This is a genomic window from Bilophila sp. 4_1_30 (assembly GCF_000224655.1).
In the GTDB taxonomy this organism is placed as follows: domain Bacteria; phylum Desulfobacterota; class Desulfovibrionia; order Desulfovibrionales; family Desulfovibrionaceae; genus Bilophila; species Bilophila wadsworthia.
Genome location: NZ_JH114232.1, coordinates 546,478 through 568,074 on the forward strand (window position 1 = coordinate 546,478; position 21,597 = coordinate 568,074).

At 55.7% G+C, this 21,597-nt stretch carries 19 protein-coding genes and 1 tRNA gene; 6 read left to right on the forward strand and 14 right to left on the reverse strand.

The annotated features are described in order from the left end of the window. Positions 1-77: 77 nt before the first annotated feature. From HMPREF0178_RS09040 to HMPREF0178_RS09080, 9 genes are all read right to left on the reverse strand, one after another. Entirely contained in the window at positions 78-2,585 is a 2,508-nt protein-coding gene (locus tag HMPREF0178_RS09040) for a glycosyltransferase family 1 protein (protein ID WP_009380331.1), read from the reverse strand. Next, complete coding sequence (locus HMPREF0178_RS21525) at positions 2,569-3,066, reverse strand: hypothetical protein (RefSeq protein ID WP_157134915.1); 498 nt, start codon at positions 3,064-3,066, stop codon at positions 2,569-2,571. Before HMPREF0178_RS21525 ends, HMPREF0178_RS09040 begins: the two co-directional genes overlap by 17 nt. A 4-nt stretch (positions 3,067-3,070) precedes the next feature. Further along, positions 3,071-3,958 carry an NAD-dependent epimerase/dehydratase family protein gene (locus HMPREF0178_RS09050; protein WP_009380332.1) on the reverse strand — a complete coding sequence of 296 codons (888 nt, stop codon included), beginning with the start codon at positions 3,956-3,958 and terminating at the stop codon, positions 3,071-3,073. Continuing rightward, the gene (locus tag HMPREF0178_RS20480; protein WP_009380333.1) at positions 3,955-5,049 is read right to left on the reverse strand and encodes a methyltransferase domain-containing protein; all 1,095 of its coding nucleotides are present in this window, start codon (positions 5,047-5,049) and stop codon (positions 3,955-3,957) included. The genes HMPREF0178_RS09050 and HMPREF0178_RS20480 overlap by 4 nt, the downstream gene beginning before the upstream one ends. Continuing rightward, positions 5,046-6,287: an ABC transporter ATP-binding protein gene (locus HMPREF0178_RS09060; protein WP_009380334.1), complete on the reverse strand. Its 1,242-nt coding sequence runs from the start codon at positions 6,285-6,287 to the stop codon at positions 5,046-5,048. Before HMPREF0178_RS09060 ends, HMPREF0178_RS20480 begins: the two co-directional genes overlap by 4 nt. After that, a complete protein-coding gene (locus tag HMPREF0178_RS09065) occupies positions 6,277-7,062 on the reverse strand; it encodes an ABC transporter permease (protein ID WP_009380335.1) in 786 nt (261 codons plus the stop codon). The genes HMPREF0178_RS09060 and HMPREF0178_RS09065 overlap by 11 nt, the downstream gene beginning before the upstream one ends. 22 nt (positions 7,063-7,084) lie before the next feature. Continuing rightward, positions 7,085-8,107, reverse strand: a complete 1,023-nt coding sequence (gmd, locus tag HMPREF0178_RS09070; RefSeq protein ID WP_009380337.1) for a GDP-mannose 4,6-dehydratase — start codon at positions 8,105-8,107, stop codon at positions 7,085-7,087. A gap of 59 nt (positions 8,108-8,166) precedes the next feature. Then, positions 8,167-9,597, reverse strand: coding sequence for a mannose-1-phosphate guanylyltransferase/mannose-6-phosphate isomerase (locus HMPREF0178_RS09075; protein WP_009380339.1), 1,431 nt, complete (start codon positions 9,595-9,597; stop codon positions 8,167-8,169). Between the two features lie 521 nt (positions 9,598-10,118). After that, a tRNA-Arg gene (locus HMPREF0178_RS09080) sits at positions 10,119-10,195 on the reverse strand. Between the two features lie 180 nt (positions 10,196-10,375). Here HMPREF0178_RS09080 and HMPREF0178_RS09085 point away from each other — a divergent pair. From HMPREF0178_RS09085 to HMPREF0178_RS09100, 4 genes are read left to right on the forward strand one after another with little or no spacing between them, the layout of a single operon-like run. After that, positions 10,376-11,068: a metal-dependent hydrolase gene (locus tag HMPREF0178_RS09085; RefSeq protein ID WP_005028251.1), complete on the forward strand. Its 693-nt coding sequence runs from the start codon at positions 10,376-10,378 to the stop codon at positions 11,066-11,068. Positions 11,069-11,083: 15 nt separating this feature from the next. Beyond that, positions 11,084-11,287, forward strand: a complete 204-nt coding sequence (locus HMPREF0178_RS09090) for a hypothetical protein (RefSeq protein WP_009380341.1) — start codon at positions 11,084-11,086, stop codon at positions 11,285-11,287. A 27-nt stretch (positions 11,288-11,314) separates the two neighbouring features. Continuing rightward, positions 11,315-12,472 carry an LPS export ABC transporter permease LptF gene (lptF, locus tag HMPREF0178_RS09095; protein WP_009380343.1) on the forward strand — a complete coding sequence of 386 codons (1,158 nt, stop codon included), beginning with the start codon at positions 11,315-11,317 and terminating at the stop codon, positions 12,470-12,472. Next, positions 12,469-13,542 carry an LptF/LptG family permease gene (locus HMPREF0178_RS09100; RefSeq protein ID WP_009380345.1) on the forward strand — a complete coding sequence of 358 codons (1,074 nt, stop codon included), beginning with the start codon at positions 12,469-12,471 and terminating at the stop codon, positions 13,540-13,542. Before lptF ends, HMPREF0178_RS09100 begins: the two co-directional genes overlap by 4 nt. Before the next feature lie 440 nt (positions 13,543-13,982). Here HMPREF0178_RS09100 and moaA read toward each other — a convergent pair whose 3' ends face one another. From moaA to HMPREF0178_RS09130, 5 genes are all read right to left on the reverse strand, one after another. Next, positions 13,983-15,026, reverse strand: a complete 1,044-nt coding sequence (moaA, locus tag HMPREF0178_RS09110) for a GTP 3',8-cyclase MoaA (RefSeq protein WP_347866176.1) — start codon at positions 15,024-15,026, stop codon at positions 13,983-13,985. A 53-nt stretch (positions 15,027-15,079) separates the two neighbouring features. Continuing rightward, positions 15,080-15,733, reverse strand: a complete 654-nt coding sequence (locus HMPREF0178_RS09115; RefSeq protein WP_009380348.1) for a molybdenum cofactor guanylyltransferase — start codon at positions 15,731-15,733, stop codon at positions 15,080-15,082. Then, the gene (locus HMPREF0178_RS09120) at positions 15,730-16,506 is read right to left on the reverse strand and encodes a formate dehydrogenase accessory sulfurtransferase FdhD (RefSeq protein WP_009380350.1); all 777 of its coding nucleotides are present in this window, start codon (positions 16,504-16,506) and stop codon (positions 15,730-15,732) included. Before HMPREF0178_RS09120 ends, HMPREF0178_RS09115 begins: the two co-directional genes overlap by 4 nt. Then, positions 16,503-16,730: a MoaD/ThiS family protein gene (locus HMPREF0178_RS09125; RefSeq protein ID WP_005028259.1), complete on the reverse strand. Its 228-nt coding sequence runs from the start codon at positions 16,728-16,730 to the stop codon at positions 16,503-16,505. Before HMPREF0178_RS09125 ends, HMPREF0178_RS09120 begins: the two co-directional genes overlap by 4 nt. 230 nt (positions 16,731-16,960) lie before the next feature. Further along, positions 16,961-18,229, reverse strand: coding sequence for an RsmB/NOP family class I SAM-dependent RNA methyltransferase (locus tag HMPREF0178_RS09130; protein ID WP_009380354.1), 1,269 nt, complete (start codon positions 18,227-18,229; stop codon positions 16,961-16,963). 143 nt (positions 18,230-18,372) lie between these two features. Here HMPREF0178_RS09130 and HMPREF0178_RS09135 point away from each other — a divergent pair, with 143 nt between their 5' ends. After that, positions 18,373-20,022, forward strand: coding sequence for a VCBS repeat-containing protein (locus tag HMPREF0178_RS09135; protein WP_009380357.1), 1,650 nt, complete (start codon positions 18,373-18,375; stop codon positions 20,020-20,022). A 333-nt stretch (positions 20,023-20,355) separates the two neighbouring features. After that, positions 20,356-21,585 carry a diaminopropionate ammonia-lyase gene (gene dpaL, locus HMPREF0178_RS09140; RefSeq protein WP_009380359.1) on the forward strand — a complete coding sequence of 410 codons (1,230 nt, stop codon included), beginning with the start codon at positions 20,356-20,358 and terminating at the stop codon, positions 21,583-21,585. Positions 21,586-21,597: the final 12 nt, after the last annotated feature.

Consider the following 21,597-nt stretch of genomic DNA (forward strand, 5'->3'; position numbering starts at 1 on the left):
TTTTCCAATCACTAAAGTTATTGAAGGAGCCTGTTGAGAACGACTTTATGCTGAGGATGACACGCCATCCATGATGGTCAATCTGCGTTTAGCGTTAAAGGTAACCGAGTGAGCAACATAACCGCACTTTCCTTCCAGGTTAGGCAACGAATTCCAGCCGAAACCGGAACAGTTCCAGCTCGATAAAGCTTCAGCCAGTTTTCGAGGGCCATAGCGAGCTCTTCACTCTGTAGTCCTTTGAAATAGAAAGCATTATCTCCTGCGATTTCACGAAACACGGGAATATCCCGCAGGATGAGTGGTTTGCCATGGCGTGCGCCCTCCACAATAGCAAGCCCAAAGCCTTCATCTTCCGAAGCCATCAGCACGGCTGCTGATGCGTTATAAACTTTTTCCAGATATTCATCGCTAATCCCCTGTAACCAGAACAGGCGACGCCCCAGTTCAGGGTGGATTTTTAGGCGTTTTTCAAATTCTTCCATTTTCCATCCAGATTTGCCCACGAGAACAAGGTTGACGTCAACTCCTTTTGCCCAAAGAAGTTCAACGGCGTCCAGCGACTGTTTTTGTTGTTTGCGTGGCTCTATAGTACTTACCATGAGAATGGATGGGGTGCTAGATAAGGACTCTAGCACAGCCGAAGCATCTGCAGGCATGCCTGAAGTAGGTTGGGAACTTTCAATGTCTGCCCCCAGATAAAAAAAGGAAAGCGACATTGGGTGCAGACGGGGTACGCCTTTATTTTTCAGCCACTTTTCTACGTCACTAACAACGGCTTGTGAGATACCTATCAATCCGTCGAATTCACTGATGGCTTTAAGCCAGGAGGAAAAGGAAAAAACGGTGTTATCATTACAATATTGTGGAAAACGAATTGGTATAAGATCGTAAACGATAAAAAACAGCCGCACGCCATCTCTATGCATTCTACGTAGGTATGGTAACTGATTGGGTATAATATGGGGCTGCAGATCGAGGCCTATAAAAATGTCATCATTGGACCAGTCGATGGGAATATCAGCATCAAGGCCGTCATCAATGCCAAAGGAGTGCAGAAGGTAATCATGTGCGTATAGATAGCCAGGCGAGTTGAGCTGCGCATATACAAGCCGGACCTCATATCCTGTAGGAGGGGAGGCAAGAAGCTGCGCCGCAATGCTTCGCGTTACTCGTTGGATACCAGTTCGCGCATCAAAAATTACTAAATTTCCAATATCAACCAGTAATTGTTTTTTCTTCAATATCGGAAATGTCCTAGCCAAGCTGTCTGCAATGGCTGTAATATTCTCGAGGCGTTGCGATATTCCGGATATAGACCCGCAGACTGCGTGCAGTCTTTGTTCATCGGTCATGGGTACCCACAAGACTTTACCTTTTTTCCTAGAAGCTTCTTCTAAAGCTTTCAAGGCGCGCCGTGCTGAAATATCCCACGAAAACAGCGCTTGTCTGGATGCACCGTTTTCCAGAAGCTGTTGCCGAAATCCTTTGTCCATCAGCGCCTGAATCATTTTTGCGGCAATGGACTGCGGTTCCTGTGGATCAAACATAGCCTCAGGGAGGCCTATGACTTCCGGCAGGGATGTCGTATTGGAACAGATGACAGCAGCGCCGCAGCGCATGGCTTCAAGCACCGGCAGACCAAAACCTTCCTCAAGGGAAGGAAAGACAAAGAGCTCGCAGAGATTGTATAACGCACACAGATCTTTGTCACTGACCCGACCAAGCAGGAGGAGCTCAGATTCTTTCAGCCCATATTCTTGAGCTTTTTGAAGCAAGGCCTCTCTGAGGTGTAATGAGCCTCCACAGGGAATCACCAACTGGTAGTCGTTTCGTAGTGACTGAGGAAATAGGGAATATGCTAAAAACAGTGCTTGGACATTTTTCCGTTCATCTAGCCCGCCTGCGTACAAAATAAATTGGCGGGAAAGCCCAAGCCGTTCTCGTATACCATCCTCTTCAACGGAAGAGAGAGCTAGGTGGCTGAAAACATCGTTACATGCGCTGGAGATGGATACGCACTGAACGTCCGGGATGTATGCTTGGGCTTCCTCGTTGGTGTAGTCGGAAATGCTCAACAACAGATCCATGTTTGATAATTTTTTGAATTGCCCGAAGTACCAAGGTGTGTTGATGGCCGCAAGGTGCTTTTGAGGCTGCTTGTATGGCATGAAATCATAAGCCACTCCAGCGACAAGGAGATTGCTGTCACCAAGGGTGAAATCACAACAGAAGTCCTCCTTCCAACCTTCCATCATACTACAAATCAGAAGCGCATCTGGCTCCAACGAGGCGATGAACTGACTGTAGATTGCTGAGGCTATTTCACGATTACTCGCGGAATCTGGCGTAGCATGCGCTACAGGACAGATTGAGTGCCAGACATGGATATTTTCATGCGGTAGGATGTCCGCAAATTCAGCGCGGATTAATTCTATACCTTCGGGCAACATACCGTTGAGGGCCAGATGAATGTCATGGTCTTTCCTATTACGGGCAATTCCCTTGGCCAGCCCCATTGTGTATCGGCCAATGCCGCGGAAGCGCGATTGCGTCAGGGCTCCCTGCATGTCAATGACGATGCGCATTATTTTTTTCTCCCTGTGCAAGGCTATCAACCAGCATTTGATAAATATACCTACCTCGGGGGCTGAGAGCCCTATAATCTTGAACGGTAAGTTCTGGAACCTGTTCTTGATGCAGAAGGTACAAAAGTCGCTGCTGAAACATGGGGGTATGTTTGAGAAGTTGTTTGCAGTGAGATTTGAGGCGAGGATGAGTCATAACATAAGCGCCAATGCGAATAACAATAGCTTTTACAGCGCGTTTCACATCATCTTTTCCTGCGACGTACAGGCTGCCTGCCTCTTCTGGTTTGGCATCAGATGAAAGAAGTTTTTTCTCTGCACAGCGCCGCAGGGCATTACTTACGATGGGGTAGCTGTTGAGCTTACAGATAAGCCAGCACCGAGTGGAGGGGCAAAGGCGCAACAAAAGCCAGTTTGCTCCTTTGCCTATCGGCTGGATAACCGGCCTGAGTATACGCCTGATGCATTTGACAGGATCCATACGATTATTCCTCAAGCATCCATTGCAATGTATTCTTCAGGTTGTGGATGCGCAAAGGGCCTATACAGGCTTTTAGCCGTTCAGGGGAACCAATGAGAGTGTGAACTTCATTAGGGCGGACAAAAGCCTGATTAATTCGAATTTTCGGATGGATCCCGGTCATGGTTTGGAGCATTTCAAGCACATCATTTAGTGAATAGCCTATACCGGAACAAATGTTGAATGGCCCCCAGGGAGCCTTCACCTCAGCAAGTCGAACGTAAAAGGCAGCCACATCCCGAACATCACCAAATTCGCGCACAACATCAACGTTGCCCAGCTCAATGAGGGGAAGTTTTTCACGGAAGTGCTGAACAAGTTTGGGAATGAGGAAAGATGTCGCCTGTCCGCGCCCCGTGTAATTGAATGGCCTGACAATCGTAATAGGAAGGCGATCGCGCCAGATATTGGCCATATACTCCATGGCCAACTTGCTGACGGCATAATCATTATGGGGATCTGGAACCGCCGTTTCTTTGAGGACTCCACCGGAGTTACCATATAGATTTGCCGTACTGGCGAGCAGCGTGAACCCTGGCGGCGTTTCCAGAGCAGCCAACGCAGCCAGCAGGTTTCGGGTTGCGGCCACATTGATGCGGTAAATAGCATCAGGAGAACTCTGGACATGGCTGATACCCGCAAGATGAAAGACCAGATCTGGACGCATAGCGGCTATAGCCACAGCTGTAGCGCTGGGATCGCTTAGATCCACCTGTTTATATTGTTGTAGCTGCAAATCTACTGGGCAGGGATTGAGCCCTATGCCCGCGACAGAATGCCCACACAGGCTAAGCTCCCTGGCCAGATACCTGCCTGTGAAGCCTTCGACGCCTGTGATAAGTGCACAACTCATACCCCCTCCTGTATTGCTTCTTCCCCATGGTAATTCTTATGCACACCTTCAGGTAGAGAAAAAAGACAGCTGTAATAAGGCATTAAGCCTTCAAGTATTTCCTGTTTATAGGATACGAGATGCATACCCGCACGGGAAGCAAGCACTTCCCGGGATCTGCCAAGGAAAAAGAAAAGATGAAAACGGGTATACTCGTACATGTACTCCCAACACCCGGTGACATGGTTCATCACGCCCCCCGGATTTAGCAGGGAGCTCATGAAACGGAGCTCATCAATAGGATTGCGGAGATGTTCCATCAGATCCTGCGAAAAAATCCCATCAAATTTCATTTTTGCAAGTTTCTGTCTATCCCGAATAACCGCTTCCCCAGTTTCGGCAGCATATGGTTCGTAATCAAAAACATTCCATCCTTCGTTTCGAAGAATTTCAGTTGTATGCGACCAGCGACCAGCACCATAGTTTAAATAACAGCCATCGCGGCGGGGCTTGAGTTCATGGAAGGCGCGAAGTTCCTTTTCTAGAGAGGCTCCCTCGTTACAGAAGGAATAATGCCATTTATATTCTTCACCCAGAGCATAAGGGCTCAGGTTAAGCATCTTTTCCGGCCCAAAGATGACATCACAGTACGGGCACTGATAGCGCACAAGTCTGCCGCCATGAAAAATACATTCTGTACGATATTCCTTCAAATTATTAGGGAGGGCCTCTCCGCACAGAGGGCAGACCTCCCTCGCAGGGTAGGGAGCCACTTCCTCCAGCCGATCCATCAGCTGCCAGCGTGAGAACATAGCGAATTCAAGCTCGTGCAGATTCTTCTGCTCTTGGTCTCTGACGAGGTTTCCTAATATCGCTCGGGTCTCATTTAGGTTTTCTGAATTTATACGGATTACATCTTCAACGCGTTGGGTGAGGGCAGTATTCCGCTGCTGACATTGCTCGTTCAGCTGAACCTGCTCTTCCATTTGCCGTACTAGGGTAGTATTCTGCTGCTGTGCATCCCACAGAATAGCTTGCAACGCATCTAAAGAAGACTTTTTTTTAAGTGTAACTCCCAGAGGGGAAAGAAGACGATTGATCCAATGTGTCATGACTGTTCTCCCAGTACAATCGAGGCTGTGCAGCCCAGATAGCTGACACCTGTAAAGAGAGGATATGTCGTATTTACGACAGAAAAAGTTACCGCTAAATCAATCCAGTGAAAGTTATTCTGTAAATGAGTATCATTTTGATGCGTTGCCACAGTGATAGAATAGAGACCCGGACCAAGCTTCGCAGCAAAGGAAAAGGTCACTCTCCCTTTTTCTCCCGCGTGTACATCAATGGCTTCTTTCAAATGGAATGTATTTGTACCAAAGATTTCCATTCCGGTACGTTCCTTCAACAACATTCCGAAGACAAGATTCTGTACATCATCGTGAGTAGAAAAATCAATTTTTAAATATACTTGCTGACCTGTAGCGACACATTCGAGATTTTTCCCGTCTGCATCAACAAGTTGGACATAGGTTATTTCCACCTTACGGTTTCCGGATATGACTCGTGCCCGTTCTGACGTCGTGCTTTTTTCCCTGATGATAGTCGACCCAGAACCCTGCTTTTCCGCGATCATGGCATTATACATGTCCATTACGTCGGCAGGTCCACCATCAAAGACCACACGTCCCTTGTCCAGTAAAATGGCTCGATCGCACAGCTGAAGGACTGCTGACTTGTCATGGGAAACAAACAGCAGGGTTGTCCCCTCTTCACGGAACTCACGTATCTTCTGAAAACTTTTTTGCTGGAAATAGCTGTCTCCAACAGAAAGCGCTTCGTCCACAATTAACACATCCGGACGCACCGCCGTAGCGAGAGCAAAGGCCAAACGCATTTGCATCCCGCTCGAATATGTTCTTACAGGCTCATCAATGGCTGCGCCGATTTCGGCAAAAGCCTCAATATCTGGCGTAGTCCGAACAATTTCATCGTTGGTGAGGCCGATAAGCTGACCGGCAAGCGTAATATTCTGTCGCCCAGTAAAGTCAGGATGAAATCCCATTCCCAACTCAAGTAGTGCCGCTACGCGACCCTGAAAGGTAACCTTACCAGTCGTGGGAGCTGTCGTTCCCGTAATGATCTTGAGCAACGTACTCTTACCAGCACCGTTCATGCCCACAATGCCAATGGCTTCCCCTTGTCTGACGACAAAAGAAATGTCCTGCAACACCCATGTTGGCTGTATTTTCGGTTTATAAAAGGGGATGAACCACTCCTTAAAACGTTCTTTTCTTCCCTGTCCGACACGATAGGTCTTGCCTACATTTTCAACAACAATACTACAGTTCATCGACAATCTCACAGGAGTGGCAGCGGAAGAAAAGTAGGGCTACTATTGCTAGAACTAAAATAAGCAGGGTTATCGGCAGGAGAGATACATAGTCTGGCCATTGGTGTTCTAAAAAAATAGTATGAAATCCCCCCATAATCTGGACCATCGGGTTTAACTCCAGAAGGTTTTGAAAGCGTTCCGGGACAATGCTGGCTGGGTAAACCAAAGGGGTAAACCAAAACCAGAATTGGCACAGAATACCGTAACCCTGCCCAACATCCCGAAAAAAAACATTCACGGTTCCAAGAAAAATCCCGAGACTTGCTGCGAAGAGAATCAGAATGGCAAGAAGAGGAATTGTCCCCAGTAAAACAATCCCGGGAAATTGGCCAATGCACAGTAGGAAAAAAAGAAAAAGCCCACTGATAATAGAAAAATTGATGAGGGCGCTTCCCGTGACAATCGCTGGCAGACAAATTTTGGGAAAGGCTACTTTTTTGAGCAAGTTTCCATTTTCAATAAATGTATTTACACAGCGTGTACTGATTTCTGTGAACAAACCCCAGGGAAGAATCCCCGCACATAAATAGATACTATAGGCAAAGCCAGATTCAATCCCGGGAAGTTTAGCCCGCATTACTTGTGAAAAAACGAGCATGTAGACAATAATCATACTTAATGGATTAAGAACTGCCCAAGTCGCCCCTAACAAAGAATGAGTGTAGCGCGAGAAAAATTCTCTTTTGACAGATTCTACAATAAAATAGCGCTTCTCGTAGCAGGCGCGTAACATAATGCCTTCCCGGGATTCTAAATTATCGATTGTTCCGACGCAAATCCGCTTCCACCATCATCTGGCAGAGTTGTTCGAGCGAGGTCCTCGGTTCCCATCCGAATACAGCTTTTGCCTTGGCCGGATCACCAATCAACAGTTCTACTTCAGCCGGACGGAAGAACGTGGGATTGACGCGGACGCGTAACTTGCCAGTTTTCGGTTCAATGGCGTATTCTTCCGTCCCCGTCCCGTGCCATTCCAAATCCATATTTACGGCCTTTGCGGTCATTTCGACGAAGTCGCGGATGCTCTGGGTGCGCCCGGTAGCGAGAACGTAGGTACCAGGTGTGTCTTGCTGAAGCATGCGCCACATACCTTCGACGTATTCTGCGGCATAGCCCCAGTCTCGCTTGGCATCAAGATTGCCGAGTTCCACGAATTCCTGTTTACCAAGCGACATCTTTGCAAAGGCGTCGGTGATTTTTCTCGTAACGAATTCGATACCGCGTAGCGGGGACTCATGGTTGAACAGAATGCCGCTGCATCCGAAGATATCGTAGCTCTCGCGATAGTTCATCGTGAGCCAGTGTGCGTAGAGTTTGGCCACGCCGTAGGGACTGCGGGGGTAGAAGGGCGTGGTTTCCTTCTGGGGAATTTCCTGTACCTTGCCGAACATTTCGGAGGTACTGGCCTGATAGTAACGGATGCGAGGGTTAACCATACGGACGGCTTCAAGCAGACGCAATGCGCCGAGACCGGTGATCTGGGCTGTGGTTTCCGGCTGATCGAAAGAGACTCCCACAAAGCTTTGTGCCGCAAGATTGTATATTTCATCGGGCTTGACACGTTCAAGCAGGCGCAGGCTACTGCCCGTATCGGTTAAATCATATTCAACTAGGTGAAAATCAGGGTGCTTGTCCACGTCGAGTTCGCTGATACGCCAGAAATTGAGGGCGCTGGTGCGGCGATAGGTACCGTAAACACAATAGCCTTTATTCAAAAGAAGTTCGGCGAGGTAGGCCCCGTCCTGCCCGGTAATGCCAGTGATAAGCGCTGTTTTCATGGTTACCTTCTTTCAAGCGTGGTTAGAGTTATGCGGTAAAAATAAATACTAGGCCGACTTCAGCCCTGTTTTCTTTCGGTGTTGCGTCCATAGGCGTCCTCGAAACGGACGATATCATCCTCACCAAGGTAGGCTCCGGACTGAATTTCGATGATAACAAGGGGAATACTACCGGGATTCTTCAGCCTATGCACTGTGCCGAGCGGAATGTAGGTAGATTGGTTTTCTGTATACAGGCGCACATCGTCCCCGTTGGTAATCTCAGCCGTACCGCTAACGACGACCCAGTGTTCAGCGCGGTGGTAGTGCATCTGAAGGGAAAGTTGCGCGCCGGGATTGACCGTGATGCGCTTTACCTGAAAACGAGGCCCCGTGGCAAGCGATTCATAACTCCCCCACGGGCGATAAACAAAGGGGTGGAGCTTGTGTTCAGGCCGTCCTGCTTCCTTGAGGCGTGCGACGATGTGTTTTACACTTTGTACGGAAGCACGTGGGGCTACCAAAATGGAATCTTGTGTCTCTATAATGGCGAGATCATGAACATCGATTGCGGCAATGAGCCGATGGGTACCGTGCAGATAGCAGTTGTGTGCGTTTTCCTGCACAATATCGCCTGTACAGACATTCCCATCATCGTCTTTTCTCCCAACCTGATAGAACGCTTCCCATGAACCGAGATCGTTCCAGTTTGTTGCGAGAGGACATACCGCCGCCAGTCTTGTGTGCTCCATAACGGCATAGTCGATGGAGTCTGCGGGAGAATTAATAAATGCGTCTTTCCCAGGAGAAATGAAAGCGCCTTCTTTTTGGTGCTGTTCCCATGCCTTGTGACATTGCGTGTACATTTCGGGGGCAAAGTTTTGCAGCTCACGTAGATACACAGAGGCTCTGAAGAGAAACATACCGCTGTTCCACGAGTAACCACCGTCCATGAGCATGGCTGAAGCCGTGGCTTCATCGGGCTTTTCCACGAAACGAGCTACTTTAAAGCCTTCTATCCCTAATACGTCACCCTGTTTGATGTATCCAAATCCTGTCTTTGGGCTATTGGGGGTAATACCGAAGGTGACAATAAAGCCTTCCCGGGCAAGAGCGACAGCCTTAGTGACTCCATCAGAAAAGGCTTTTGCATCCTGAAGTAGATGATCTGATGGCAGAACCAGCAGTAGAGGATCTTCTCCATCCGTCAGTGCCTGCGCTGCAAAAGCCGCCAGAGCAATGGCCGGAGCGGTATTGCGAGGTGCGGGTTCCAGAAGAATATGTCCTTGAATGGAGCAAGCCAAAAGTTCCGCACTCACGTAGAAGCGGTGGTTTTCATTACAGACAACCAACGGTTCTCCTAATTCAGGCAATGATGACGCTCGGCGGATTGTATCCCCGAACAAGGTACGGCCGTTGCCGAGATCGACAAACTGTTTGGGATACATATCACGGGAAAGAGGCCAGAGTCGTGTTCCACTCCCGCCGCAGAGAATAACCGGATACAGCATGTGTCTTGTCCTTGATTTCATAGTAATTACGTAGATAACTACCCATTTAATTGAAAAATTACCCCGAAAGGCAGTATGGTGTCAAATATATAATATCATGTTTTTTTTGTAGAAATGCTTATAGTACCATCTTAATGGTGCTTTACCCTGTTTTCTTCCTGGTGAATTGTTTAGCTTGTTTGCGTATCATTTTTTTTCTATCCATTGCAATGGCGTTATAAACAGCCTGCAAGGGCATCACATATACTTTCTTAAGAATACGGATTAACAGTCGACAATATCTTTGTAGGTTTCCAGAGCGGGAGAATATAGGAGACGAGATAGGGGGATTGCGCTGTTCGTGATGTCGCGCAGCCTGTATCCGGTTATGGTAATCTTCGTATCAAACATCCTTTAGAAGGATAAGCTTAAATACTATCAGGTCTCTTACTTGCAGCAAGTAAGTTGAATATAGGGTTGGATATGTTTTCTTACATGAAAAAAGGACTCAGATTTTTACATCCAAGTCCTTGATTCCATTCTGGTGCGCCCGGCGCGATTCGAACGCACGGCCTTTAGCTCCGGAGGCTAACGCTCTATCCGACTGAGCTACGGGCGCGGAGTTTCCCCGGAAGGGGACACTACAGAGTTGGGAAGCTAGCTCTTGTGCCGCGTCCTGTCAAGCTGTATGCTCCGGTACCGGGAGCGTGCTGCGGCTCGTTTGGTGTCGGAGCCGTGTTTTTGTGTCCATCCGTTTGTTACGCTTCCCCTTCTTTTTCTTTATCTTAAGGAGTATTCCATGAGCGTTTCCGTTACTTGGTACGGTCATTCCAATTTTAAGGTTTCTTGCGGCGACGTGACTGTTTTCATAGATCCCTTCTTCACGCATAACCCTTCCTGCCCCGTGACGTGGAATGAGGCCGGGAAGCCGGATTTGGTGCTCGTCACCCATGATCACGGCGATCATACGGGTGACGCCGTGGCGATCTGCAAAAGCAGCGGCGCAACCTGCGGCTGCATCGTCGGTACGGCCGAACGCCTGATCGACGCCGGGATGCCGCAAGCCAGCATTCCCGCCGGGATCGGCTTCAATATCGGGGGCACCATCGAAGTGAAGGGTGTCCGGGTCACCATGACGCAGGCGTTCCATACTTCGGAATCCGGGGCCCCCGCAGGGTACGTCGTGACCATGCCGGACGGCTTTACCTTCTATCACGCGGGCGATACCGGCCTCTTCTCTTCGATGGAGCTGATAGGCTCGCTGTATCCGCTGGATCTGGCGCTGCTGCCCGTGGGCGGCTTCTTCACGATGGACGGGTTGCAGGCCGCCCATGCCGCGCGTCTGCTCAAGCCCAAGGCCGTGATCCCCATGCACTGGGGGACATTCCCGGTCCTTGCGAAGGACACCTCGGCCTTTGCGTCGCATCTCGCTTCCGTGGCTCCAGATGTCCGCCTGGTCTCCATGAAGCCCGGTGATAGCGCCGCGTTCTAATCACGGAGGTGTCACATGACGCTCATCGAACACGGCGAACTGGTCCGCCGCGCTTTGGAATACGTGCAGGAAGAACGCTGCCGCCGCCCGGATGCGCCGCTTTCCTCCCTGCTTGACGAAGCGGGTATGCGCTTCAATCTGACGCCGCTGGACGCGGCTCAGCTTGCCCGCCTTTTTTCCGAAAAAGGACAGGAGCCTTCCGCCCCGTGCAAACGCTAACTTCGCATCCTTACAGGACGTTGCCCGATGCCTTCGCTTCTTCAGAGACAGATATTTAAAGAAATCGCCAACCTGTTCGTTCTCGCCGTGGGGGTGCTGCTGACGCTCATCCTCATCAGCCGGGCGGTGCAGATGCGGGAACTGTTTCTGGGGCTGGATCTCGGCATCTTGGATACCGTTCTGCTGTTCGGCTATATGACCCCGCTGTTCCTCATGCTGGTGATTCCCATCGCCTGTATGCTCAGCGTCTTCCTGACCTTCCTGCGCATGAGCACGGACCGCGAGCTGGTCGCCCTGCGTGCGGGGGGAATCAACATCTATCAGATGCTTCCCGCGCCGCTCCTGTTCAGTGTGATCTGCATGTTGCTGACGCTCTGGGTATCCCTGCATTGGCTGGCGTGGGGCATGGGGCATTTCCGGGAAACGATCCTTGAAATCGCCAATACCCGCGCCCGTGTCGTGGTGCAGCCCGGCGTCTTCAATACGGACTTCCCCAATCTGGTGCTTTTCGCCCGGCAGGTGAACCCCGGTGACGGGGATATGTCGCAGGTTCTGGTGGACGACCGTTCGCACCCCGAGCGCCACATGACCATCCTCGCCCCGGAAGGGCGCTTCGATACCGATACCGAACGCGGCGAGCTGGTATTCCTGCTTGAGGACGGCAAGATCTACACCACGGATAAGAAGGGTTCCTCGGTGCTGGCCTTCGACGAATACAAAGTGCGGCTGCCGCTGGATTCCCTCTTCAAGAGTCTTGATCTCGGAGATGTGCGGCCCCGCGAGATGTCATGGAGCAAGCTCTCCAGCATCACGCGGGAGGAAGCGCTTAAAGTGGACGCCAACTACGCCAACAAGCTGGAGGTGGAGCGCCACAAGCGCTGGGCCTATCCGGTGGCGTGCATCGCCCTGACCCTCTTCGTGTTGCCGCTGGCTTCGGCCTTTGAGGGGCTGCACAGGCAGACGGGGCTCATGTTGGCCCTTGCCATGTTCTTCGTGTATTACAGCCTGATGTCGCTTGGGTTCAGTACGGGCGAGTCCGGGGCCATCCCCCCCTCCATAGGGTTATGGGTCCCGAACATCCTGTTCCTATGCCTCGGCATCTACGGGCTATGGCTGACGGCGCATGAGCGAACGCCGCATGTGGCGACCTTCTTCCGCAACCTGCGGACACGGAGGACGTCATGAGCTTGCTTTTCCGCTATCTGACCAAAAACAACGCGATGATCCTGCTGCCGACCCTTGCCGTCGGCATCGGCCTGTATGTGCTCACGGACCTGTTCGAGCGTCTCGACAACTTCATCGAGGCCGGGCTGTCCGTGGGCATGGTGCTCACCTACTTCGTCGTGAAGATGCCGCTCGTGATTTCGCAGATCCTGCCGGTGATCTTCCTGCTGTCCACGGTCATCCAACTGTGCATCATGGCTCGCAGCCGCGAGCTGACGGCGTTGCAGGCCGGGGGCATCTCCCTCGGCGTGGTGGCGAACTCCATGATCCTTTGCGGCATTTTCTGGGGAGGCGTCCAGCTTGGTTTCTCCGAGTATCTGGGCGTTGCCGGGGAACGCGAGTCCGCCCGCATCTGGCAGGAAGAGGTCCGCAAGAAGAACCTCGCGGCAACGGTGCTTGAGGATGTCTGGTTTACGGACGGGGACTGGATCGTCTCGCTCGGCACGCTTGATCCCCAGGCGCATGGCACAGGCTTTTCCGGGTATGAACTGTCCGACGACGGCCTGAGCATCAAGCGCATCGTGCAGGCGTCCACGTTCACCGCCGAGCCCAGCCACTGGGCCTTGCAGGATGTGCACGTCTACACGCCCGACACCTTCACGCAGGAGCAAGAGCCGGATTTCGTCCTCCCGCTCAGGCAGGATCCCGAAACCTTCCGGCTCGTCAGTACGGGCACGAAGCCCCAGCAGTTGCCGCTCTGGCAGCTTGGGGACGCCATCAGCCAGTTGAAATCTTCCGGTTCCAACGTGGAGGCGCTCCGCACGGCGTGGCACGCCAAGCTGGCCTATGCGGCGTCGATTCTGGTCATGGCTTTCGTGGCGACGGCCATCGTCTCGTGGAAGGACAACATCTATATCGCCGTAACCGTCGCGCTGCTGTGCACGTTCCTGTACTTCGCGGTGTATACCCTCGGCACGACGCTTGGGCAGCGCGGCATCCTGCACCCGTTCCTCGCCGCGTGGACCGCGAACCTCATCGCGCTGTTCTTTGCGTTTTGGCGGCTTATCCCCTTGCTGCTGCGAAGGGAATAATCCACCGGAATTTCTAAAGATTTGAGGGGGCGAGGGAAATGTTCTGAAGAAGGGGGGAGCACCCCCACGTTTCCCTCGCCCCCTCCAACCTTCCCCTACTTTCTTCCAAGATTTTCCCTTTATCGAATCCCACTCGACCGTTTTTCCTGTGGCGGAAAAATGTGTTCTTTGGGTTTGACGAGGGGGGTCTGTTTTTTGAACGGGGCCAGCGGAAAAAGGCGTCTTTTCCCGGGTGCAGTCTCAATGCCGATGCAGCCCGAAGCCTTTCAACATTGAAATACGCATTCCTTCTGAAGGAATGCGGCTCCAAGAAAGATTACGAACAGGGATTCGATAAAGTCGAAAGTCTTTGAAGAGGAGAGGGTGGGGTTTGGGGAGGGGGAGGAGAAACTTTCCCCAGAAAGTTTCTCCTCCCCCTCCCCAATTCCTCAAGAGCGTCCCTACCCGCCGATGGCGGTCATGCGCCGCTGAGCCACGGCGTTGTGGCGGCGCTCAAGGAGCCGCGCCCCAATGGGCTTGTCTCGGGTGGCGAGGGTGACGATGCGGCGGACGGCTTCGATGCCGAGCTTGGGATGCCGCAGGGCATTGCGGAGCCGGTATTCCCGGTCGTCGAACAGGCATGTCCTCAGCGCTCCGTCGGACGTGATCCGAAGCCGGTTACAGGACGTGCAGAAATGGCTGGAAAGCGGAGAGATCAGGCCGAGGCGCCCGAGGCCGGGGCCGTCCGGGCCTGAAAGCGTATAGAGCCGGGCGGGGCCTCCATTGCGCTGCTCCTGCTCCACGGGGACGACGGCGACGAGCCCCTTGACGGCGTCAAGGATATCCGGGGCCGACCAGAAACAGCTGTCCGACCAGCGCGTGCCTTCGCCCATCGGCATGAATTCGATGAACCGCACGTCGATGGGGTGGTGCATGGCGTAGTCGACAAAGGCGGGCAGCTCGTCGTCGTTGAAGCCGCGCATGGCGACCGCGTTGAGCTTGAAGGGGATGCCCGCGTCGAGAAGGGCGTCCATGTTTTCCCGGACCTTGCCGAACAGATCGCGGCCCGTGATCTGTTCGAACTTGTCCCTGTCGAACGTGTCGAGGGACAGGTTCACCGCGTTCAGGCCTATGGCTTTCAATGTTTGGATATGGGGGCCGATCAGCGTCCCGTTGGTGGTCACGCGGATGTCGAGGGCGGGGTGCGCGGCCCGCAGGCGTTCGAGGAAATCGGCGAATCCTTTGCGCGCGAAGGGCTCGCCGCCCGTCAGCCGGACTTTTTCCACGCCCATGTCCATCGCCATGTCCACAAGCTGTTCCATCTCCTCATAGCGCAAGACGGATTCGTGGGGAATGAACGTCTCCATGCCGCTGCGGCAGTAGGTGCAGCGCAGGTTGCAGCGGTCGGTAACAGAGAGGCGGATGTAGCGGACGGTCCTGCCGTGGCCGTCTTCCAGCGAAGCGGCGGGTTCGCACAGATGGGCGAAGGGTGGGATTGCGTTCATGGAACTGTCCGGTGGTTGTGCGCCGCAAGGGGCGGCGCGGTGGGGAGAAGCCTTCACCGTATCCCCTCCTCGCTGGCGTGGCAAGCCGTGCTGTGCCTTTGTTCACGTGCGGCCTCGGCCATGCGTCTGGCCTGCTCAAGTTCGCCCGGGAAATTGATGTTGAAGAAGGGCAGGGCCTCGGCCCGGGTATAGACGACGCGTGAGTGCAGCTTTTCGGGGATCACGAGGTTGAGCTGCCGGAGGTTGCGGGCGCGGGCCACTTCGAAAAGGGGCAGGCAGGCCGGTTCATAGATGGAGACGAGCGCTTCGATGAATCCCGTTTCCGCTTGCTGGAACGTCGTCATGAGCGCTTCGGGGGGGCGGGCGCCGCGGGCGTCGATGAGGCGGCGCAGCGTGGGCACGTCCATGAACGGCAGATCGCACGAGAGCACGAGGATCGGTTGCCGGAGTTCCCGGAGTGCGGACCATACCCCGCCGAGCGGCCCGAGGCCGGGTTCCGCGTCGGGGATGGAACGGATGCCCGGCAGGGCTAGGGTTTCTTCGCCCGCATCGGGAGCCCGGCACGAGATGACCACGCCGTCCGTGCACGCGGCGAGGAGATCGGCGGTGCGGGCCAGCATGTCCCGCCCGTCGCCGGGCAAGCGCAGGCGTACCTTGTCCTGCCCGAGCCGGGTGGAGCGCCCTCCGGCCAGCACTACGCCGATCATGCGATCCTGCCTTCTCCGGCAAAGACCGTGAGCCGTTCCTCGCGGGGACGGCAGAAGCCGACGACGGTCACGGGATGGGCGGGATGGAGCCTGTTTTGCTGCCGGGCCATTTCCACGGGCGTGGAGGTAACGGCGCTGCGGCTGATGAGGAACGAGAAACCCGCCCGGCGTGCCTTGGCGTAGAGGCTGGATGTGATGCGGGCCGAGACGAACAGCACGGTTTCCGCCGGATCAATGCCGTTGAGGCAGGCCCAGCCCGCGAGCCGGTCGAGGCAGTTGTGCCGCCCGATGTCCTCGGCGAGGCGGAGGAAGGCTCCGGTATTGGGATCGAACATGCCCGCGCGGTGGAAACAGCCCGTGGATTCCCAGAGCAGGGGGCAGGAGCCTTCCAATGTCAGGAAGGCGTCCATGTGTTTGACGATGGCGTCGGGCGTCATGACGATGGAGGGCGTTTCATCGTGCCCCTTTTTCTCCATGCGCTTGAGTTCCACGGCAAAGGCGTGTTTCGCGTCGATGCCGGGCGGGACGGATACGGCGCGCACGCTTCCGGACATGCGGAACGGCGAAGGGCCGGCTTCAGGGCCGAGATGCCGGCGATCGAGCAGGACGTGCCCGATACACAGCGGTTCGAGGTCGTCGGGCCACGCCCACAGGCGGCAGCTGCTTCCGGACCACGAAACGTATACGGGTTCTTCTGGGCTGACCGCGTCGTCGATGTGCTGCCACCCGCCGTCTTTCCAGCGGGTGACGGAGTAGGACAAAGGGGTATTCATGAGTTGGCCGCCTCCGCGGCGGGGACGAAGGCGAGCCTGTCGCCGTCGTTCAGGATGCGATCCGGCCCGGCATGGACCCCGTTGACGAGGATCAGGGTTTCCGCGGATCGGATGTTGAGGATGTGCATGGCTTCGCCCGCCGTGGTTCCTTCGGCCACGTCCAGCCTGTCGTTTTCGGGCGTGTGTGGGGGCAGCGTTGCGAAGCGGCGTATTTCTATCAGCATGGGGCACTCCTTGAGGCCCCATACTAGCGGACCCCGCAGGTTTTTTGCAAGGCCGGGAAACACGAGAAGCCGCGATGCGGGGAGGGGCATTGAAAACGGAATGCCGCGAACAGGGATTCAATAAACACGAACGTCTTTGAAGAGAAGGGTTTGGGAAGGGGGAGGAGAAACTTTCTCCAGAAAGTTTCTCCTCCCCCTTCCCAACACACTACTATTCCTGAAATATGCTTTTACCGGTCGCTCCACACGGCGCGCCCGGCCTTGAGTCGGAGACGCCCGAGGGGAAGCCCGCGCCAGAACAGGGACGCCTCTTTGCCGGGCAACCCCGTATCAAGGCTTCCGCCTTGCAGCAGGCGTTCGAGGACGGGCACGTCGTCGACGTCGAGGCGGGGAATGCGCTGAGGTTCGGGATCAAGCAAAGCCCGGAGCCGCGCCGATGGGATGAGGCCCTGTGCCGACGCCTTGCCGAGAGCCATGCCCTGCCAGCGCACGGCGGCGGGCAGATGCGCCAGCGCCGGGGCGGGCAGGAAGTGGAGGGAATCCTCGAACACCGCCAGATCGCCGGGAGGGAGCAGGGCGGGCGACAGCCCGAACTCCGCAAGGAAGGCCGGAGGGATTGCGCGGTAGGCCGCCGTTCCCCGGGCGAGGCCGGGCAAGGCGGCGGAATCGCCGGGTTTGCGCAGCAAGGCGATATAAAAGCCCTGCGCGTTGGAGGCGTCCTCGTCCACCCGGAGCGTGCCTTCGCAGCCGGAGAGCTCCGGCGCGGCGAAAACGAAGCCGGGGAATGGCTCCAGCGGGATAGGCTCAAGGCCGAGCTCTTCAACGGCAAAACGGACTTGCCCCTCGTTCTCGTCCACATTGGTTGTGCAGGTTGAATAGACGAGCTTTCCGCCGGGGCGCAGCAGGCGGCTCGCTTCCGTCAGGAGCTTGCGCTGCAGATCCAGCATGGGTTTGAGGCGGTCGCCCTGCCAGCGCTTGATCGCCTGCGGGTTCTTGTCCGTGGTCCCCCACCCGGAGCAGGGCGGATCGAGGAGGACGGCGTCCCACGAGGCGTCGGGCAGGGGCAGGGATTCGCCGGGCCATGAGCAGGTCACGGCTTGGAGGAGGTTGAGCGCGGCGAGGTTACGGCGCAGGTTCGCGAGGCGCGGGCGGGCCGGTTCGTTGCCGAGCACCAGCCCCTCGCGGCCCACAAGCTGCGCGAGCAGGCCCGTCTTGCTGCCGGGGCTGGCGCACATATCGAGCACGCGGGCCCCTTCGCCGGGCGCGAGGGCCAGCGGCGGGAGCATGGATGAACGGTCCTGAATGTAGATGTACCCCCAGAAGGCGGCGAGGCTCCGGCCGAGCGGGAACGGCTCCTGGAGCAGCCGCCTTGCCAGCGGAGAAAACGGTTCCGGCTCGAAAACGAAGCCTTGTGCGCTAAGCAGCGCCTCGACGGACGGGATCTGTCCCGGGTTGCAGACGAGGCGAAAAGAACGGCGGAGGGCGGGGGTGTCGGTCATACTATCCTGTTTAGAAAAAACGCGATAAAGAGTTTCTGGCGCTTTCCGTTTCCGGCGTTGCGCTTGCGGAGACGGGGAAGTCTATAGTATGGTAAAAAAAGTCGACCGGGCTGAACCGGCGAATCCTTCCAAGGAGTTTACGAATGCATCTGATATTCCGTACGGCTCTGATGCTGTGTACAATGCTGGTTTTTGTGGCGCAAGCCCTTGCCGCCGATGTGCGCAGCTACGCGGTGCTGCCTTTTAAAGTGAACGGTTCCAGCGGGTTCACCTATCTGGAAAAGGCCATCCCGTCCATGCTGAACTCCCGCCTGTACTGGCAGGGACATTTCCAGCCCGTTGCCGACGCCGCGCTCGCCAAGGCCGGGGCCGTGAGCGACGCGGGAAGCGCCGCCAAGGCCCTTTCCGCCACCGGTGCCGACTATGTCATCTGGGGCGACGTGACGGTCATGGGCGACAACGCCAGCCTTGACGTCCGTGTCCGTGACAAGGCGGGCAAGGAATGGCGCAAGGGCGCGAAAACCCGTGTCAATGACCTCATCGCCAGCCTTCAGGGCGTTTCCGACAGCATCAACGCCGAAGTCTTCGGACGCGGCGGTTCCGGCGTCGTTGCGGCGGCTCCGGCTGCAAGTGCCGGGCAGGCGAACCCCAACTTTGTCCAGAAGGACGCCACGCAGAGTCAGGTCTACCTGAACCCGCAGTTCCGCTATCAGGGCAGCGACGGCACGCGTTACCGCAGCCAGACGCTTCCTTATGCGTCCGTGGGCATGATCGTTGCCGACGTGAATGGCGACGGCAAGAACGAAGTGGTCGTGCTCGGCGAAAAGCGCCTTTACGTGTACCAGTGGCAGAACGAGCGCCTCGTGCAGCTTGGGGAATACAAGATTCCCACCCGCATGATGCCGCTTGCGCTCCGCAGCATCGATTTGAACCGCGACAGGGCTGAGGAGATCATCCTGACGGCCTACGAAGAAGAATACACGCAGCCGTATTCTATGGTCTTGAGCTTCAAGGGGAATACCTTCACCGAAGTGGCGGAACGCCTCCCCTACTATCTGAATGTGGTTCGCATTCCTCCGGATTACATGCCCACGCTGATCGGCCAGAAGGGCGACCCGTCCCGTATTTTCTCGCGTGGCGGCGTGTATGAGATGATGAAGCAGGGCAACAGCCTCGTGCAGAGCAAGAAGCTGGATCTGCCGAGCGGCGTGAACGCCCTGAACTTCGCATGGCTGCCCGGAACGCCGGGCAAGGAAACCGAAAAGCTTGTGGTGCTGACCGATGAAGAACGCCTCCGCGTGTTCTCGGACAAAGGTTCGCAGCTGAACCAGACGGACGAGAAGTTCTCCGGATCGGCCATCGGCATCGCCGAACAGACGCAGATGCCCGGCATGGGCAAAGACAACATCCTGATCCCGTCCAAGTATTTCGTGCCGTTGCGCATGATCCCTTCGGATCTGGAGCAGGATGGCTCTTGGGAGCTGCTGGTCAACAAGCCCATTTCGGTGTCCGCGCAGTTCTTTGAGAACTACCGCTTCTTCCCCGAGGGTGAAATCGAATCCCTGTACTGGGACGGCGTGGGCCTCGGCCTCCAGTGGAAGACCCGCCGCATCAAGGGCTCTGTTGTGGACTTCGCGCTGGCTGACCCGAACAACGACGGCACCAAGGACCTCGTGGTCTGCCTGAACACGCACCCCGGCGCGCTCGGCCTCCAGAACCGCAAGACCGTGGTGGTCTTCTACCCGCTGGATCTCAGCATGATGGACCCGAAGACGGCCCCGGCGCTCGACTAGCGGCGGATAGGGGGGGACGTTTCCCTCCCGCATAAGGCCCGGTAGCCTGAAAAGGCTTCATATGGCGCAGGCTTCGTTCGCGGAGCCTGCGTTTTTTTGCGCCCATGCGGAACGGCAGGGTATGTTGTTCTCGTAATGAGAAAAAAGCGTTCGCAATCCGGGATAATTCTCATTTCGGGAATGGCGCTGCCTGAGAATGCTGAAAGATCCGCTTGAAAATGGGTGTGATAGCAAAAGGCCAAGTTGGCCCCATCCTTGCTTTGGGTTAAGGATCATCCCGGGATGTGCCCGGATTTTTCCCGCTCACTCTGCCGCCGCATCAGGAGGTTCGCAATGGACAACATGCTTTACCACATCAATGCACAGCGTCTGCGTCCCGGCTCAGGCGCTTCCCTGGATATACTGAATGCCGCCGAGGCCCGGCGCGCCCGGCGTTTCCATGCCGGTTTCGCGCAGTACGCGCCCACGCCTCTCGTCCCTCTGCCGTATCTGGCCTCCACGCTCGGCCTCGGGAACATCCGGGCCAAGGACGAATCGAAACGTTTCGGGCTCAATGCCTTCAAGGTGCTTGGCGCTTCCTATGCGATGGGCCGTTACCTTGCGGAACGGCTCGGAAAATCCATTGACGATCTGACGCCCGCCGATCTCTGTTCCCCCGCCGTGAGCGAGCGGCTCGGGCCCATTACCTTCGTATCCGCCACGGACGGCAACCACGGCAGGGCGGTAGCGTGGACGGCGCAGCAGCTCGGCAAGAAGGCCGTCATCTACATGCCCAAGGGGTCCGATCCGACGCGGCTGGAGAATATCCGCAGCCACGGCGCGGAAGCCGGCATCACGGATCTCAATTACGACGACGCGGTGCGCCTCGCGTGGAAGATGGCTTGCGAAAACGGCTGGATCATGGTGCAGGACACGGCGTGGGACGGCTATGAGGACATCCCTACATGGATCATCCAAGGCTATGCCGCGCTTGCCGTGGAGGCGCTGGCCCAGTGGCGCGCCGAAGAGCTTGAGCCTCCGACGCATCTTTTCCTTCAGGCGGGAGTCGGCTCCTTCGCGTCCGGCGTGCTCGGCTACATGGCGTCGGAACTTGGCGATGCCCTCCCCACGACGATCATTGTGGAGCCGCACGCTGCCGACTGCATTTACCGTTCCGCCCTTGCCGGGGATGGTCAGCCGCATAATGTCACGGGCGATCTTTCCACGCTGATGGCGGGGCTGGCCTGCGGCGAGCCCTGCACCGTGGGGTGGCCCATCCTGCGCGACTATGCCTCGGCCTATGTTTCCTGCCCCGATTATGTAGCCGCCAATGGGATGCGCCTCTACGCCGCCGCACGTGGCGGCGACACCCCCCTCGTCTCCGGCGAGTCCGGCGCGGCACCGCTCGGCGCGCTCGATCACATCATGCGCAATCCCGCCCTCGCGCCGCTCCGTGAATCCCTCGGGCTCGGCCCAGATTCCCGCGTCATGCTCATCAGCACCGAAGGCGACACCTCGCCCCGCGTCTGGCGTGACGTCTGCTGGTACGGCAGGCACGGTGACGAGTTGCGTGTGGACGAGTAGGGGGATAAGATT